Consider the following 16306-nt stretch of genomic DNA (forward strand, 5'->3'; position numbering starts at 1 on the left):
CTTAATTCAAAAAATCCTTGTAAAACCATGCCCCCAATAATAGGAGAACTAAAAAATCGACCAGTTTTAAGCGTAATATTCTTAATGCTTTACCCATCTGGGTTTCTACGGTTTTAACAGAGAGGCCCAGCTGGTCTGCAATTTCTCTGTATTTTAACTCTTCAAACCTGCTCATGTGAAATATAAGCCGGCATTGTTCGGGTAAATCCTCCATAGCTGTATGTACTTTGGAAGCTAATTCATTTAATTCTACTCTGTGTGAAGCTGGTTCACTTTCTTGTGTAGCGTGTATAGTAAAATTCTGGTGTCGTATTTTTACTTTTTCATGCTTCAGAAAGTTCAAAGTATCATTGTGAACGCATTTGTATAAATAGGCTTTAACGGAAGTTTGTATGTTTAACAGATCCCGTTTTTCCCAGAATTTCATAAATCTGTTCTGTACTATTTCTTCTGCCATTTCCTCATCACGGATCATGGTGTTCACATAGACATGTAATGCCTTGTAGTGCGTCTTAAACAAGTGTTCAAAAGCTGCGTCATCGTAAATTATAGGTGCGGTATAGCTCACAGGGTATGTTAAATCCACGTTTTATGTCTCTTCAAATATATTAGAATTCTGCTTGTGATCCGATATTAATTCTTTGTAAAATCTCTCTCCCATTTGCTGTATCTACCGCAACCAGATCAATGTATTGTACTTTTGGAAACCAGAAGGAGCATCGGTCGAGCTTGATAAATGCCCTTTTTAGTAAATAGTGTGTGTCTTCATCTTTGATATAAATTTTGTATTTGTTGTCGGTTTGAGAGCGTTTCAGGTATAGCGGTAATTTGGTATAGGCCATTAAATGAATTTCATATTCATCATTTCCAAGATCCTGGCTTTGTACGCCATAAACGTATTTCTTTTCTATGTTGCTGAGTTCTTCCCGTTTTCCATCTTCGGCGTACTTGATCCAGGAAACTTTAACTGGGGCCTGTGTACAAATTGTACCGTCTTTATTAAGGTTCAGTTCGTAGATTACTGTATTGGCATCCGGATTTTTCTGAACAAAGAACAAAAGATTTTCTATACGGGGATGATTTTTCTCTTCAGCGGTTTGTGCATTTAAGGGGTTGACCATCGCCAGCAGAACCAGTAACAGGAGTTGAGTATTTTTAAGGGCTTTGCTGAGTGAGGTCATATTTGTCTTAATTTTGGATATTCTTTATTTAGAATATGTATTGTACACCGGCGGTATAACCTGCATAGATTCCCTGAAGTCTGTTACCGTTTTTACTTTCCCATTTGGAGATGAATTTCTCTGTCAGGTTTCTGCCTTCTTCTGTATTGGTATTGACGTAGTTGAAAGTTGGGCCTCCAAAGATTTCCAGGTGAGGGTTGATTTTGAATGCGGGCAGAATCCTGATGGAAGATTTAAAGTATTCTCCGGCTTTAAAGTCTTTCAGGGTGAGGCCGGCGAGTTCAATATTTAAGCGAAAGGCTTGTGAGGTGTAAACATGAGCACCTAAGCCTGCTTCAGCTGCATATATTTCTTTTTTGTTTTTCAGGTTATAGCCTATTCCCAGGATTCCGTAAAGTATTCTTCCTCCCGATCTGAAGGATAACAGGGTGGTAAGGTTGTCGTCAACGGTTATAGCTAAACTTTTCTCTCCGTTTTTAATCAGGTTAATGAAGCCGATAGGGTAGTCGGAGCTGTCTGCCACGTTCAGGAAGGCGGCTACTTGTACGCCTTTAACTTTTTTAGCAATGTTCATGAATCCTGCAATCTGTGAGGAGGTGTTTTTGGCTTTGTTCATGAATCCGGCAAGCTGAAATCCGTCTGTATTTTTTGCAAGATTCATAAAGCCGGCAACTTGTGCGCCTTTCATATCGGCTGCTTTGTTAAGGAAGCCTGCAACTGATGCGCCTTTGCTTTCTCCGGAGAGGTTCATAAATCCGGCTACTCTTACGCCTTCTGCTTTTTGACCGATGTGGTTAGAGAAGCCTGCAATCTGAACGCCTTTTGAGGTGTCGTGGATAACATTGGTTACTCCTGCAAGTGTAAAGCCGTCTTCTGCTGCGGAAACACCGCCAATCAGGTTCAGCGAAAAGGTATTGCTATCTAGCGGGGCATGTTTGCCGTTGCTGCTTAAGGGGTAAATTAAACCGATGTGGGTTCTGGATGGTTTGGTCTGAGCGTATAGTGTAGTTGTTAAAAGGGTTAGGGTAATGGTTTTTAGCAGACTGAGTGTGTAAGGTTTTATATTCATATTGTTGTTGTTTAATCTAGGGACAACGTGATGAAGGTTTACCCTTACGTGAGTCTGAAAGTTTTTTGTAAAGGAGGGTGATAAATAAATAACCAGGTTGGGCATATACCGGATTACATTTGTTGATGGGGATATTAAGCACGATAGTTATACCTGATGAGGTGGTGATGAACAAGATTTATGTAGTTCGTGATCAGAAGGTTATGCTGGACAGGGATCTGGCAGAGTTGTATGGCGTGGAGACTAAAGTACTGAAGCAGGCTGTAAGACGTAATATTACTCGTTTTCCAGAAGATTTTATGTTTGAAATGAATAAAGAAGAACTGGGTGTTTGGAGGTCACAGTTTGTGACCTCCAATGGTGATCGTCAGGGATTGCGTTATATGCCTTTTTGTTTTACTGAGCAGGGGGTAACAATGTTGTCTTGTGTATTGAGCAGCGAAAGGGCTATCCATGTGAATATACAGATCATCAGGATATATACACGGATACGTGAGATGCTATTGTTGCATAAGGATGTTTCGCTACTGGTTGAGCAGGTGGAAAAGAAATTGCTGAAGCAGGATCAGAAAATAGAGGTGTTGTTTACTTATCTGAATAAGTTTATTGAAAAAGAGGATAAGCCGCGTGAGGAAATTGGATTTAAAAGAAAGGGTAAATCAGGGCCCGTAAAGTCTGAGGATGCCGAATTATGAAATTTTATAACAAAATGATGTAAGTCTTTGGGTAGGGTAGGGCCTATCTTTGTATCATATTTAAGAAAGATGTCAGATTTAAAGAACATACAAACCATTTCCCTTCCTGTATTAGGTATGACCTGTGCGGGTTGTGCTTCTAGTGTGCAGTCTATGATTGAAGCTCAGGATGGTGTTCGAAGTGCCGAAGTAAATTATGCAACACAACAGGTAAAGGTCAGTTATGAGCCGGGTAAAATTACGCCGGAACAGTTTCAGGCAGCAGTACAATCCGTGGGATATGATCTGATTCTGGATACGCTTAACGGAAAGGAAAAGCAGGAGGAGGTGCAGCAACAGAATTATAGTGCTTTGAAAAGAAAGACTATTCTTGCTGGGTTACTTACGTTGCCGGTAGTGATTATCGGGATGTTTTTAATGGATATTCCTTATGCGAATTATTATATGCTCGCTTTAACGACCCCGGTTCTGTTTGTATTTGGAAAGAATTTCTTTATCAACGCTTATAAACAGGCACAGCATGGCAGAGCAAATATGGATAGTTTAGTAGCACTGAGTACAGGTATTTCTTACCTGTTTAGTGTATTTAATACTTTCTTTGCTGATTTCTGGCACGCTAAAGGGATTCATCCTCATGTGTATTATGAAGCGGCAGCTGTAGTTATTGTTTTTATTATGCTGGGTAAGCTTTTGGAAGAGAATGCGAAATCAAATACTTCTTCTGCAATTAAGAAGCTGATTGGGCTACAGCCAAAAACAGTGATGCTGGTTACTGAGGATGGGGAACAGGAGATAGCGGTGTCGGCTGTTAAGGCCGGTGACCGGCTGCTGGTAAAACCAGGCGATAAAATTCCGGTGGATGGCGTGCTGGATGAAGGTCATTCTTATGTGGATGAGAGTATGATCAGCGGGGAGCCTGTGGCGGTATTGAAAGAGGTGGGTGCGCAGGTTTTTGCAGGTACGATCAATCAGAAAGGGAGTTTTAAATTCCGGGCAGAGAAAGTTGGTGCGGAAACTTTATTAGCGCAGATCATTAAGCTGGTTCAGGATGCACAGGGATCGAAAGCACCAGTTCAGAAATTGGTAGATAAGATCGCTGGTATATTTGTTCCGATAGTTCTTTTTATTGCGGTTTGTACTTTAGGGGTATGGCTGCTGTTTGGAGGAGAATATAAATTGAGCCAGGGATTGATGGCCATGGTTACTGTACTGGTGATTGCTTGTCCTTGCGCTTTAGGTCTGGCTACGCCAACGGCAATTATGGTCGGAATTGGTAAGGGCGCTGAGCATGGAATTCTGATTAAAGATGCAGAAGCATTGGAGTCAGGTTATAAAGTGGACACGGTTATTTTGGATAAAACGGGTACGATTACTGAAGGTAAGCCTTTAGTTACAGGTATTGAATGGGTTGATAATGAGGTTTCAGATCAGGAGAAAATGCTGGGCGTTTTCCTCGCAATGGAGCAGCAGTCAGAACATCCGCTGGCCGAAGCTGTGGTGAGTTATGTAAAGGCGACGGGTGTCAGGCCAGCTTCAATTACTGGTTTTAAAAGTCTGACGGGAAAAGGAGTGGAAGCTATTTTTGATGGGGAAACCTATTTTGCCGGAAGTCATAAAATTTTAACTGAAGCACATGGGGAACTGCCGGGGAAAATAAAAGAGGCCGTTCACCAGTTTCAGCAGGAAGCTAAGACTGTGATCTTTTTTACCAGTATTAAAAAAGTGCTTGCAGTGGTTGCAATTGCCGATCAGATTAAAGCGGGCTCAAAACAGGCCGTAGAAGAGTTGCAGGCGCAAGGGATAACAGTTTATATGTTGACGGGAGATAATGCCTTTACAGCGGCTGCAATTGCGAAACAGGCAGGGATTTTAAACTACAAGGCAGACGTACTTCCTTCAGAAAAGGCAGATTTCGTGAAAAGCCTGCAACAGGAGGGTAAAATCGTTGCGATGATAGGCGATGGAATTAACGATAGTCAGGCACTGGCTCAGGCCGATCTTTCGATTGCAATGGGCAGGGGATCTGATATTGCCATTGATGTAGCCAAGCTGACTTTAATCTCGTCCGATTTAAGGCAGGTTTCTAAAGCGCTGAAGCTATCGAAGGCTACAGTAAGAACAATACGTCAGAATTTATTCTGGGCTTTCATATACAATCTGATTGGGATTCCTTTGGCTGCGGGGATATTATATCCGTTGAATGGTTTCCTGCTGAATCCAATGATCGCAGGAGCAGCTATGGCATTGAGTTCCGTCTCTGTAGTGGGAAACAGTCTCAGGTTGAAATTAACTAAATTAAATTAATTATAAAACAGGCTGCCCTGATGGGCGCAATTAAAAACACATATTATGGAAACTCTGAAATTTAAAACGAATATTAAATGCGGCGGATGTGTCGCTACTGTAACTCCTCATTTGAATGCAATGACTGGTTTGGAAAAATGGAGTGTGGATACTGAAGTAGCTGATAAAGTTCTGACCGTAACCGGTGATGCTGAGAACTTGCAACAGGAAATAAAAGAGACGTTAAAAAACGCAGGCTTCCAGGGGGAGTTAATCTGATATGCAGCTGCACGTTAAAAATATGGTCTGCGACCGGTGCATTCTAATCGTCAGACAGCAGCTGGAAAATCTTGGCTTCTCTGTGGATGAGATTTCATTGGGAAGAGTTACTGTTTCGCCGGAACCTGGTCCGGCGAAATTACAGGAGATCTCAGCAGCCTTCCAGGTGCTGGGTTTCGGGTTGATCGACAAAGAGAAAGATCAGCTTGTGGAGCAGGTGAAGACGCAGGTGATCGAGCTGGTTCATTATTCAAATCTGTTCGAATTGAAGCAGAGTCTGATGAGTGTAATTGCAGAGAAATTAAACAAGGAATATGTTTATCTCAGCAGGCTGTTTTCTGATGTGGAAGGGATCACAATTGAAAAATATATCATCCAGCAGAAGGTAACAAGAGTAAAGGAATTATTGGAGTATGGCGAGCTCAATCTGAATGAGATTGCCTACCAGATGGGCTATAGCAGCAGTGCACATTTGTCTACACAATTCAAGGCCATAACCGGAGTTACACCGAGTAAATATAAGGCTCAGCCGGGCGGTGACCGAAAACCTCTGGATCAAATCAACTAATCTCAGTGTTTTAAGTTTGTACTTAATCCTTGGATTAGTTGATTTTTGTTAATATTTGGTTATTAATTTGTTATGTATTTCCTGTTTTTGCTATTCGAAAGAAGTTTCGAACCTTTCAAAGCATTTTCTCTCCAGATTTTCCCGGTGATCCGGATGCGCCAGCTCAATTAATGCCTTCGCGCGCTGCTTCAGGCTTTTACCGAAAAGGTTTACTTTTCCATACTCAGTAACCACCCAATGTACATGTCCGCGGGTGGTTACTACACCCGCTCCTTCTTTTAAAAATGGTACAATTCTGGAGATCCCTTTTGAGGTAATTGACGGCAGGGCGATGATTGGTTTTCCTCCCGGAGACAGAGAGGCACCATGAATAAAATCCATCTGTCCGCCGATGCCGGAGTACTGAAAAGTTCCCATCGAATCGGCACAGATCTGACCTGTTAAATCCAGTTCAATTGCAGAATTTATAGCCGTGACTTTTGGGTTTTGGCGGATCACACTGGTGTCGTTTGCATAGGAAATATCCATCACTCTGATGCTCGGGTTATCGTTCACAAAGTCATAAAGTTTACGCGTTCCAATCATAAATGAGGTGATCGATTTACCGCGGTTAATCTTGTTCATACTGTTATTGATGATCCCATTTTGTATAAGTGGAATCACTCCGTCCGACAACATTTCTGTATGCAAACCGAGGTTTTTGTGGTTGCCTAAATTCTTTAAAACCTGGTCGGGGATACCTCCTATTCCGAGTTGAAGAGTGGCACCATCTTCCACTAAAGAGGCGATATGCTGACCAATAGTAACCATGGCGCTACTCACTTTTGCCGAATAATCTACTTCTGGTAATACCGATTCATGCCATACAAATGTGTTTATTTTACTGCTATGCAAATAGCCGTCACCGTGTGTGCGCGGCATATTGGGGTTAACCTGAGCAATGACATGTTTTGCGGTATCTACGGCTGCCCTTGCGATATCTACGGAAGTTCCCAAGGAACAATAACCATGTACATCAGGCGGAGAGACCTGCACTATAGCTACATCAAGGGGCAGAAATCCTTCTCTGAAGAGTTTCGGGATCTGACTTAAAAAGATAGGAACATAATCACCATTGGCGCTATTGACAACAGAACGGGTGTTTGCTGAGGTAAATAAGGAATTGAAGAAAAAGCTTCCACGCCATTCGGGATTGTTGAAATCGACATCACCCAAGGTTGAAATACTAACTAATTCTACGTTTTTAAGCTCTGCATGCCGCTGCTGAAGGGCTTTAATCAATAAGACCGGGGTTGCTGCACTACCATGAAGGAATACGCGCTGTCCGGATTGGATATATTTTACGGCATCTGCTGCGCTACTATATTTTGGTTGACTCATAAGCTGTTCTATTTAACTGCAATTAGAACAAATAAGCTGGAATAATGTGTGATACTAATCAAAATCCAGCATGATATAGATTAGGTTTAAAGGTTTTTCATTACCTTTTACCGATATAAAATATTGTTAACAGAGATCAATCAATTTCTTAAAAAATGGACTTAAACACAATCAGAAAAGAAACCAGAGGTTGTACAGATAAAATTTTCCTGAACAGTGCAGGCTCTTCATTAGTGACCGATACCGTATTTAATCAAATGATAGATAGTCTGACTGAAGAAGCCCGGATTGGAGGATATGCGCTCGCTTATCTGAACCAACCGGGAGTAGATGAATTCTATACAGAAACCGCTCAACTGCTCAACTGCAATGCTGAGAATATATCTTTTCAGAACAGTGCTACAGATGCTTATGCAAAGGCGATTTCTGCTATTGAATTTAAATCCGGAGATGTTATTCTGACCACAGACGATGATTATATCTCCAATCAAATCTCTTTTCTTTCTTTAAAGAAACGCTTTGGAATTGACATCATCAGAGGCGGTAACCTGGCTAATGGAGATATTGATTTAACAGCATTTGAAGAACTGGTTAAACAACATCAGCCAAAATTAGTTGCCCTGACGCATATTCCAACCAGTTCAGGACTTATACAGGCAGCAGCAGAAGTAGGGGCGATTTGCCGTAAATATAACTGCTGGTACCTGGTTGATGCTTGTCAGTCAATAGGGCAATTGGTAGTAGATGTACAAGCAATCGGATGTGATTTCCTGGCGGCTACCGGCAGAAAATTCCTGCGCGGACCACGTGGTACCGGATTTCTTTATGTATCTGATCGGGCGCTTGAAGCAGGTTTAGCCCCGCTTATTATTGATATGATTGGTGCAGAATGGACTTCAGTAAACGGTTATACTCTACAGCCGACAGCTAAGCGTTTTGAGTTCTGGGAGTCTTCAATTGCAAGCCGTTTAGCGCTTAAAGAAGCAGTGAAATATGCCAATCAGATTGGAATGGTGAATATTGAAAAGTACAATACAGGTTTAATGGCCCAGTTCAGAAGTCAATTGAAACAAGTAAAGGGGCTGAATTTACAAGATTGGGGATCAAGGGTCAGTAATATCCTGACTTTTACCATGGATCACCATACTACACAAGAAATTGCAGAACAGCTTCGTGCACATGATGTTTATTTCTCTATTGCCTCTGTAGGCTCTGCAATGATCGATTTTCCGAAGAAAAACATAGAAAGTGCAATCCGTCTTTCGCCTCATTATTTCAATACTGCTGAAGAATTAGAAAAAGTTGTCGCCATTTTGGATTTTTAATTGTTATTCGTTTAATGAAGGAATTTGACGCAATAGTAATCGGTGCAGGTCAGGCTGGCGTGCCCCTGGCTAAGAAATTAGCAAATGCAGGCTGGAAAACTGCATTGATAGAAAAAAGAATGGTTGGTGGTACTTGTATCAATGATGGATGTACGCCAACTAAAGCTATGGTCGCTTCTGCCAGGCTAGCTTACCAGGCTGGCAGAAGTAAAGACCTCGGGATTGATATACCTGCTTATGAGATAGACTTCAAAGCAATTATGGCCCGTAAAGCAGCTATTGTGACTCAATTCCGTGAAGGCTCAATTGCCGGAATCGAAAAAACGAAGAACCTGACCTTAATTTATGGGGAGGCTAAATTTCAGGATGACCATACTGTATATGTGAATGAAAGAGACGGTAATTTTGAGAATTATACAGCTAAACATATTTTCATTAATACAGGGGCAAGTCCCCGGATACCCGATATAGAAGGGGTTAAAGCCATTAAATATCTCACTTCAACCACTATTCTTGAACTTAAAGAGGTTCCTGAGCATCTGCTGATTGTTGGGGGAGGTTATATCGGGCTGGAATTCGGGCAGATGTTTAAGCGTTTTGGTTCCAAAATTACCATTATGGAACAAGGCGGACAGCTAATGCCAAAAGAAGATAATGATGTTTGTGAAGTTATGAGCGAGATCTTCAAAGAAGAAGGAATGGAGGTTTTAACAGAAGCCAAAGTCGTGAAATTTGAAACACTGGCTCATGATAAAATTAGGGCTACTCTAGTTTTAAAAGGTGAAAAAAAGACTATTACCTGTACACATGTACTGCTTGCATCAGGCAGGGCACCTCAAACAACAGCTTTAGGACTAGAAAATACGACTGTGGAATGTGATCCGCACGGATTTGTTAAAGTGAATGAATTTCTGGAAACTAAGGCACCAAATATATACGCTTTAGGAGATGTAAAAGGCGGCCCGGCCTTTACACATATTTCATATAATGACTATATTGTAGTCACCAAAAATCTTTTGGAAGGAAGTAAAATGAGTATTAAAGACCGTATGGTGCCCTATTGTATGTTTACTGACCCTCAATTAGGCCGGATTGGCATAACTGAAACACAGGCGGCTGCACAGGGACTCGATTACCTGGTTGCTAAAATTCCAATGCGAAATGTAGCCAGGGCAATTGAAAATGCTGAAACCAGGGGCTTTATGAAAGCTGTGGTTGATAAAACAACCAAACAGATACTCGGTGCAACAATCATTGGTGAACAAGGGGGCGAGATTATGTCAATTTTGCAAATGGCGATGATGGGAAAGATCACTTATGAGGAGATAAGATTTACCATTTTTGCACATCCTTTGTACGCTGAATCTCTCAATAATTTATTTATGTCACTCGCTTAAATGATTAAAGCAGAAAACCTGGTCAGGAAATTTGGCACTTCAATGGCTGTTAATGATATCAGCTTTGAGGTAAAAGAAGGCGAAAACCTGATTTTATTAGGTACAAGCGGTTGCGGTAAAACAACTACATTGCGCATGATCAACAGGCTGATTGCACCAGATTCAGGAACTGTTTTTCTGGATGGGGTTGATATCAGTACCAGACAGCCAGAAGAATTAAGACGTGGAATAGGTTATGTATTGCAAAATCATGGTCTTTTTCCACACTATACAGTCGCTGAAAACATTGCTATTGTCCCGCGATTACTGAAATGGAAAAATGAGGATATCCGTAAAAGAGCAGATGAATTATTTCATAAACTGAACCTTGATCCTGCTTTAGCTAGTAAATACCCGGCTGCTTTAAGCGGCGGACAGCAGCAGCGGGTTGGTCTGGCCAGATCACTAATGGTGAACCCTCCGGTTTTGTTAATGGATGAGCCTTTTGGCGCATTGGATAATTTAACAAGAATTAGTATCCGTAAAGAGTTTAAGGCTTTGGATGAATTGGTTAAAAAGACAGTGGTGATGGTTACACATGATGTACAGGAGGCTTTTGAAATGGGAGACCGGATTTGCCTGATGGACAAAGGCGTGATTAAACAAATCGGAACACCAGAAGATTTACTTTTTCATCCCGCAAATAACTTTGTAGCTGATTTCTTTAAAGAGCAACGTTTGCAACTGGAATTGAAATCTGTGTTGATTGCTGAATTATTGCCGGGTTATTCAGATCAGAAGGTTACTGTTTGGGAAAGAATGGAGCAATTACTTCAGACCGGCAGTAAAGACAATTCAATGGATATGGAAGATCTGATGCGTGCTTTTTCAGCTTATAAAAAACAATAATATGGAGCAGGCACAAAGTTTCTGGGATTTTGTCGGTCAGCAATCTGATAAATTATGGAGCCAGACCTGGGCACACATAGGACTAACTTTGATTTCTTTAATCATTGCGATCCTGATTGCTGTTCCGGTAGGTATACTGATTACCAGGAAGCAAAAGCTATCTGGTATTGTATTAGGTTTAGCCGGTATCTTACAGACTATTCCAAGTATTGCGCTGCTTGGGGTATTGATTCCTTTTCTGGGCATTGGCCCGAAGCCAGCTATTCTTGCACTATTTCTTTATGCACTATTGCCGATTATCAGAAATACCTATACTGGGATTATGGAGGTAAACCCTGCGGTAGTTGAAGCAGCCAAAGGAATGGGAATGAGTAAATGGCAGATCCTGATGAAAGTTGAATTGCCATTGGCCTTTCCTGTGCTGATGGCCGGTATCCGGACAGCTACCGTAATTAATGTTGGTGTAGCGACCTTGGCAGCCTATATTGCTGCGGGTGGTTTAGGAGAATTTATCTTCGGCGGTATCGCTTTAAATAACTCTAATATGATTCTGGCAGGGGCTATTCCTGCCGCTTTACTGGCAATTGTGCTGGATTTTTTATTGTCTCTCGTTCAAAAACTAAACTTGAAAAGTATTCGTATCTCTTACCTGGTACTTCCTTTTGCTTTGATTACACTGAGTTCTTTTTATTTATTGCCAACGCAAATTGGCGGAAAGATGTTAGGTGGCTTCACTCCTGAGTTTATGGGTAGAGAAGATGGGTATTTAGGACTGAAAAGAATCTATAAATTGGGAATTGAAACTGTAGTAATCAGTGATGCTGTAATGTATAAAGCTGCTTTTGAGAAAAAATTAGACGTAATTAGTGGTTATAGTACCGATGGAAGGCTGAAAGCCTATGACCTGGTTATTCTGGAAGATGACAAGCATATCTTTCCTCCTTATTATGCTGCTCCGGTAGTGCGGCAGGAAGTGCTGGACCAGCATCCTGAGCTTGAAGGTGTCTTGAATCAGTTGTCGGGGTTTATTAATGATTCAACGATGATTGCGATGAATTATAGAGTTGATCAGCTCAAAGAGACTCCTGAAAAGGTGGCCCTGGATTTTACCAAAGCACATCATTTATATAAGCCAGCCAGAACTGCCGGAAAAGGTACCATAAGAATAGGATCAAAGATATTTGGAGAGCAATATATCCTGGCTCAGATCTACAAAATACTGATTAAAGGGAATACAGATTTGGAAGTCGTGACTAAAACAGGATTAGGGGGTACAAAAATATGTTTTGATGCACTGACTAATAATCAGATCGATTTTTATCCGGAGTATACAGGGACAGGTTTTTTAGTGCTGCTTAAACCAGACGAAAAAACTATAAATAAACTGACAGGAGATGTGGATGGCGTATATCGCTATGTCAGTGATGAATTTAAAAGTCAGTTCAATATTAAGTGGCTTAAGCCAATAGGCTTTAATAATGCCTATGCACTGATGATGAGAAGAGAACAGGCACAAAGTTTGCATATTAAAAGTATAACAAACTTAACCAACCATCTAAACCAAAATTAATATGTCACTTTGGGAGCAATACTCCGCAGTGAGGTCGCATAGCGTATTGGTATGTGACAAACTGCAAAAAGAAGACTACGTGGTACAGCCGGCGGAAGAGGTTAGCCCGCCTAAATGGCATCTCGGGCACACCACCTGGTTTTTTGAGACCTTTATTTTGATACCTCACGCTATTGCCTATCAACCTTTTAATCCGGATTACAACTATGTTTTCAATAGTTATTATGAAAGTATAGGAGCAAGGGTGATTCGTACAGACAGAGGTAATTTAAGCCGTCCGACGGTAGATGAAATTTTCCATTATCGTGCTTATGTGGACGAGGCGATGGAGAAATTCCTGCTTTGCGGTGTCAGTAAGGGAATAGAAGAGCTTCTGATATTAGGCTTAAATCATGAACAGCAACATCAGGAGCTGTTATGGTATGATATCAAATATATACTGGGTCACAATCCTTTATTTCCGGCTTATGCTGCCGATAATATAGAAAAGGGATTAACGCTGGCTGAACAAGGATGGGTAGAGTTCAAAGAAGGTGTTCATGAAGTTGGATACCAGGGAGACTCTTTTCATTTCGATAATGAGCTGGGCAGGCATAAAGTATATATTCAGAACTTCAGTATTTCAACCCGCCTGGTCAGTAATGCAGAATATGTGGAATTTATAAAGGCAGGAGGGTATCAGGATTTTAGTTTATGGCATGCGCAAGGCTGGGACTGGGTAAATGAAAAACAGATCAATGCACCTTTATATTGGTATGAAATAGAAGGGCAATGGCATCGTTATAGTTTATCCGGACTGGAAAGCTTAAAAATGAATTCGCCGGTTTCCAATATCAGTTACTATGAAGCTTCGGCTTATGCACAATGGAAAGGCATGCGTTTACCAACGGAATTTGAATGGGAAGTAGCTTCTTCTTCATTTGAATGGGGTAAATTGTGGGAATGGACGGAGAGTGCATACCTGCCGTATCCGGGTTTCTCCAAAGCTGCCGGAGCACTGGGCGAGTATAATGGTAAATTTATGGTGAATCAGAAAGTATTGCGCGGAGCATCAATTGCTACTCCTGCAAATCACAGCAGAAACACTTATAGAAACTTCTTTCACCCTGATATGCGCTGGATGTTCAGTGGTATCAGGCTTTCAAAATAATGATATGAATCAATTTTTAAAAGAGGTTCTACATGACCTTAGTCAACCACAAAAAACTTTAAACGCTAAGTATTTTTACGATGGAAAGGGAGATAAACTTTTTCAGGAGATTATGAATTGTCCTGAATATTACCCGACCAATTGTGAAAAGGAAATCTTCACAGAGCGGTTTAAAGACCTGGCAGTCACCTTGAAAAACGGGTTTAATACTTTCGATCTGGTCGAAATGGGGGCAGGGGATGCTACCAAGTCAAGTTATCTGCTTAAAGAACTGGTGGATACCAAAGTAGATTTTACTTATATGCCCATTGATATTTCTTCTACAATGATTGCGCATTTAGAACAGTCATTACCAGAGAAAATCAAAGGCCTCAAAGTAAAAGGCTTAAACGGAGAGTATTTTGATATGCTGGAAAAAGCGAATCATATCTCTTCCAGAAAGAAGGTGGTTATGCTCCTTGGAGGGAATATTGGAAATGAGACACCGGAAAATGCGATTGAATTTTGTCGTAAAATCCGTGCTGCACTACAAGAAGGAGATTTAGTGTTAATTGGTTTTGATTTGAAAAAGAACCCGCATACTATTCTTGCCGCTTATAATGATGCCGCGGGTTTTACGCGTGATTTTAACCTGAACCTGCTGCATCGGATAAATGATGAATTAGGTGGTGATTTTAAGGTATCTCAATTTCAGCATTATCCAAACTATGATCCGATAACTGGTGCTTGTAAAAGTTATCTGGTGAGTAAGAAAAATCAGAAAGTGAATATTGCTGATCAAACTTTTCAATTTCATGAAAATGAAGTCATTTATATGGAGATTTCCCAAAAGTATAGTATACAGGAGATAGAGAATATGGCTAAAATATCGGGATTTAAAACTGTAACACATTTCTATGATCATAAGAAATGGTTTGTAGATACAGTTTGGCAATGCGTATAACCAGGTTGTAATCAGTATCCATTTATTCTTTAAAGGCTTAATTACTCTTAACAGGGTGGTTAAGCCTTTTTTATTGTCAGTTTTTTGTCTGGGTATCAGCTTAATGTCACTTTGTATTCTTTGATAGGGATATCGGGAAATTCCGATATACATTTGTAGTATGGATCAGGTAGAGGTATTTAAAGCGTTGTCGAATAAGACAAGATTAATGATTTTACAATGGCTGAAAGAGCCTGAATTACATTTTCCTCCACAAGACCGGGATATAAAAGAGGTGGGTGTTTGCGTGGGTCAGATACAATGCAAAGCGCAGTTGACGCAATCTACAATTTCTGAATATCTGTCTATTCTGCAAAGAAGCGGATTGATCGAATCAACCCGGATCGGACAATGGACATATTATAAAAGGAATGAGACGGCCTGCCTCGAACTTAAACAATTAATAGAAACTTCAATATAATTAAATAGCTATGAATACAGACAGTCTGTTCCAGCCCTTTAAGCTGAAAACATTGAACATGAAAAATAGATTGGTGATGGCACCAATGACACGGGCATTCTCGCCAAATGGCATACCAACAGCAGATGTAGCTGATTATTACCGTAAAAGAGCAGCTGGTGATGTTGGTTTGATTTTATCAGAAGGTACGGTGATTGACCGTCTTTCTTCGGCAAGCGATCCGAGTATTCCTCATTTTTATGGAGAAAAAGCATTGGCAGGATGGGATAAAGTAATTAAAGATGTGCATACAGCTGGAGGTCAGATGGGACCTCAGATCTGGCATATGGGCATACAGGCTGACCATAAATCTGGCTGGGTTCCTTCTGTAGAATTTGAAGGACCATCAGGATTTGTAAATCCTGGACAGCAAAAAGGTAAAGCAATGACCGAAAGCGATATTGCTGATGCGATTTTATCTTACGGACGTGCGGCAGCTGATGCTAAAAGACTAGGTTACGATACTGTAGAAATACACGGTGCACATGGTTATTTAATTGACCAGTTTTTCTGGGACCAGCTGAACCACCGTACCGATAATTATGGCGGTAAGACAATTGCTGAAAGAAGCCGTTTTGCGGTAGAGGTAGTTAAAGAAGTACGCAGACAGGTTGGTAATGATTTTGCGGTCATCCTTCGTTTATCGCAATGGAAACCACAAGATTATAATTATAAACTTGCGGCTAACCCGACAGAAATGGATAGCTGGTTAAATCCTATCGTAGATGCTGGTGTCGATATTTTGCATTGCTCACAACGTCGTTTCTGGGAGCCTGAGTTTGAAGGTTCAGACTTAAACTTTGCGGGATGGGCTAAGAAGATTACTGGTGCTGCTACGATTACTGTAGGATCGGTAGGTTTGAATGGAGATTTTACTGCTGCTTTTGCTGGTGAGTCTTCGCAACCTAGTTCTCTGGATGAATTGGTTGGAAGATTGGATCGTGGTGATTTTGACTTAGTTGCTGTTGGAAGACCACTTTTAGCTGATCCAAATTGGGTGCAAAAGATTCGTGATCACCGTGAAGATGAGTTAAAAGGGTTTACTGCTGCGGCACTTGCTGAGCTGGTTTAAATAGTAT

General features: G+C 41.0%; 16 protein-coding genes. 12 read left to right on the plus strand and 4 right to left on the minus strand.

What is annotated here, in order from left to right; all coding sequences use genetic code 11:
- Position 1: 1 nt before the first annotated feature.
- From HDE70_RS03930 to HDE70_RS03940, 3 genes are read right to left on the minus strand one after another with little or no spacing between them, the layout of a single operon-like run.
- Positions 2–586, minus strand: a complete 585-nt coding sequence (locus tag HDE70_RS03930) for an RNA polymerase sigma-70 factor (protein ID WP_183888143.1) — start codon at positions 584–586, stop codon at positions 2–4.
- Positions 587–608: 22 nt separating this feature from the next.
- On the minus strand, positions 609–1181 hold the full coding sequence (locus HDE70_RS03935) for a DUF4833 domain-containing protein (RefSeq protein ID WP_183865391.1): 573 nt from the start codon (positions 1179–1181) through the stop codon (positions 609–611).
- A gap of 28 nt (positions 1182–1209) precedes the next feature.
- The gene (locus HDE70_RS03940) at positions 1210–2250 is read right to left on the minus strand and encodes a hypothetical protein (RefSeq protein WP_183865392.1); all 1041 of its coding nucleotides are present in this window, start codon (positions 2248–2250) and stop codon (positions 1210–1212) included.
- A gap of 125 nt (positions 2251–2375) precedes the next feature.
- On the opposite strand from HDE70_RS03940, the gene HDE70_RS03945 reads away from it, so the two are divergent.
- From HDE70_RS03945 to HDE70_RS03960, 4 genes are all read left to right on the plus strand, one after another.
- Positions 2376–2945, plus strand: coding sequence for an ORF6N domain-containing protein (locus tag HDE70_RS03945; protein ID WP_260159911.1), 570 nt, complete (start codon positions 2376–2378; stop codon positions 2943–2945).
- Between the two features lie 69 nt (positions 2946–3014).
- A complete protein-coding gene (locus tag HDE70_RS03950) occupies positions 3015–5249 on the plus strand; it encodes a heavy metal translocating P-type ATPase (RefSeq protein ID WP_183888145.1) in 2235 nt (744 codons plus the stop codon).
- A 45-nt stretch (positions 5250–5294) separates the two neighbouring features.
- On the plus strand, positions 5295–5507 hold the full coding sequence (locus tag HDE70_RS03955; protein ID WP_183888147.1) for a heavy-metal-associated domain-containing protein: 213 nt from the start codon (positions 5295–5297) through the stop codon (positions 5505–5507).
- 1 nt (position 5508) lies between these two features.
- The gene (locus HDE70_RS03960; RefSeq protein WP_183865395.1) at positions 5509–6075 is read left to right on the plus strand and encodes a helix-turn-helix domain-containing protein; all 567 of its coding nucleotides are present in this window, start codon (positions 5509–5511) and stop codon (positions 6073–6075) included.
- 90 nt (positions 6076–6165) lie between these two features.
- On the opposite strand, the gene HDE70_RS03965 is transcribed toward HDE70_RS03960, so the two are convergent.
- A complete protein-coding gene (locus tag HDE70_RS03965) occupies positions 6166–7455 on the minus strand; it encodes an acetyl-CoA hydrolase/transferase family protein (protein WP_183888150.1) in 1290 nt (429 codons plus the stop codon).
- 155 nt (positions 7456–7610) lie between these two features.
- Here HDE70_RS03965 and HDE70_RS03970 point away from each other — a divergent pair, with 155 nt between their 5' ends.
- From HDE70_RS03970 to HDE70_RS04005, 8 genes are all read left to right on the plus strand, one after another.
- Positions 7611–8780 (plus strand): aminotransferase class V-fold PLP-dependent enzyme, encoded by a 1170-nt coding sequence (locus HDE70_RS03970; protein WP_183888152.1) that lies wholly within the window; start codon positions 7611–7613, stop codon positions 8778–8780.
- A 14-nt stretch (positions 8781–8794) separates the two neighbouring features.
- Positions 8795–10177, plus strand: a complete 1383-nt coding sequence (lpdA, locus tag HDE70_RS03975; protein WP_183865399.1) for a dihydrolipoyl dehydrogenase — start codon at positions 8795–8797, stop codon at positions 10175–10177.
- Positions 10178–11065, plus strand: a complete 888-nt coding sequence (locus HDE70_RS03980; RefSeq protein WP_183865400.1) for an ABC transporter ATP-binding protein — start codon at positions 10178–10180, stop codon at positions 11063–11065.
- A gap of 1 nt (position 11066) precedes the next feature.
- The gene (locus HDE70_RS03985; RefSeq protein ID WP_183865401.1) at positions 11067–12635 is read left to right on the plus strand and encodes an ABC transporter permease/substrate-binding protein; all 1569 of its coding nucleotides are present in this window, start codon (positions 11067–11069) and stop codon (positions 12633–12635) included.
- Between the two features lies 1 nt (position 12636).
- Positions 12637–13785 (plus strand): ergothioneine biosynthesis protein EgtB, encoded by a 1149-nt coding sequence (egtB, locus tag HDE70_RS03990; protein WP_183865402.1) that lies wholly within the window; start codon positions 12637–12639, stop codon positions 13783–13785.
- Between the two features lie 4 nt (positions 13786–13789).
- Positions 13790–14728 (plus strand): L-histidine N(alpha)-methyltransferase, encoded by a 939-nt coding sequence (locus HDE70_RS03995; protein WP_183865403.1) that lies wholly within the window; start codon positions 13790–13792, stop codon positions 14726–14728.
- 160 nt (positions 14729–14888) lie between these two features.
- On the plus strand, positions 14889–15188 hold the full coding sequence (locus tag HDE70_RS04000) for an ArsR/SmtB family transcription factor (protein ID WP_183888154.1): 300 nt from the start codon (positions 14889–14891) through the stop codon (positions 15186–15188).
- 10 nt (positions 15189–15198) lie between these two features.
- Entirely contained in the window at positions 15199–16299 is a 1101-nt protein-coding gene (locus HDE70_RS04005) for an NADH:flavin oxidoreductase (protein ID WP_183888156.1), read from the plus strand.
- Positions 16300–16306: the final 7 nt, after the last annotated feature.

It is taken from the genome of Pedobacter cryoconitis (genome assembly GCF_014200595.1).
GTDB lineage: Bacteria > Bacteroidota > Bacteroidia > Sphingobacteriales > Sphingobacteriaceae > Pedobacter > Pedobacter cryoconitis_C.

What these genes read in the sequence shown, in the direction of transcription:
- HDE70_RS04005 (WP_183888156.1), top strand. Translation starts at nt 15,199, where the DNA reads ATGAATACAGACAGTCTGTTCCAGCCCTTTAAGCTGAAAACATTGAAC.
- HDE70_RS03965 (WP_183888150.1), bottom strand. Translation starts at nt 7,455, where the DNA reads ATGAGTCAACCAAAATATAGTAGCGCAGCAGATGCCGTAAAATATATC.
- HDE70_RS03985 (WP_183865401.1), top strand. Translation starts at nt 11,067, where the DNA reads ATGGAGCAGGCACAAAGTTTCTGGGATTTTGTCGGTCAGCAATCTGAT.
- HDE70_RS03980 (WP_183865400.1), top strand. Translation starts at nt 10,178, where the DNA reads ATGATTAAAGCAGAAAACCTGGTCAGGAAATTTGGCACTTCAATGGCT.
- HDE70_RS03955 (WP_183888147.1), top strand. Translation starts at nt 5,295, where the DNA reads ATGGAAACTCTGAAATTTAAAACGAATATTAAATGCGGCGGATGTGTC.
- egtB (WP_183865402.1), top strand. Translation starts at nt 12,637, where the DNA reads ATGTCACTTTGGGAGCAATACTCCGCAGTGAGGTCGCATAGCGTATTG.
- HDE70_RS03945 (WP_260159911.1), top strand. Translation starts at nt 2,376, where the DNA reads ATGGGGATATTAAGCACGATAGTTATACCTGATGAGGTGGTGATGAAC.
- HDE70_RS03970 (WP_183888152.1), top strand. Translation starts at nt 7,611, where the DNA reads ATGGACTTAAACACAATCAGAAAAGAAACCAGAGGTTGTACAGATAAA.
- HDE70_RS03960 (WP_183865395.1), top strand. Translation starts at nt 5,509, where the DNA reads ATGCAGCTGCACGTTAAAAATATGGTCTGCGACCGGTGCATTCTAATC.
- HDE70_RS03995 (WP_183865403.1), top strand. Translation starts at nt 13,790, where the DNA reads ATGAATCAATTTTTAAAAGAGGTTCTACATGACCTTAGTCAACCACAA.
- HDE70_RS03950 (WP_183888145.1), top strand. Translation starts at nt 3,015, where the DNA reads ATGTCAGATTTAAAGAACATACAAACCATTTCCCTTCCTGTATTAGGT.
- HDE70_RS03940 (WP_183865392.1), bottom strand. Translation starts at nt 2,250, where the DNA reads ATGAATATAAAACCTTACACACTCAGTCTGCTAAAAACCATTACCCTA.
- HDE70_RS03935 (WP_183865391.1), bottom strand. Translation starts at nt 1,181, where the DNA reads ATGACCTCACTCAGCAAAGCCCTTAAAAATACTCAACTCCTGTTACTG.
- lpdA (WP_183865399.1), top strand. Translation starts at nt 8,795, where the DNA reads ATGAAGGAATTTGACGCAATAGTAATCGGTGCAGGTCAGGCTGGCGTG.
- HDE70_RS04000 (WP_183888154.1), top strand. Translation starts at nt 14,889, where the DNA reads ATGGATCAGGTAGAGGTATTTAAAGCGTTGTCGAATAAGACAAGATTA.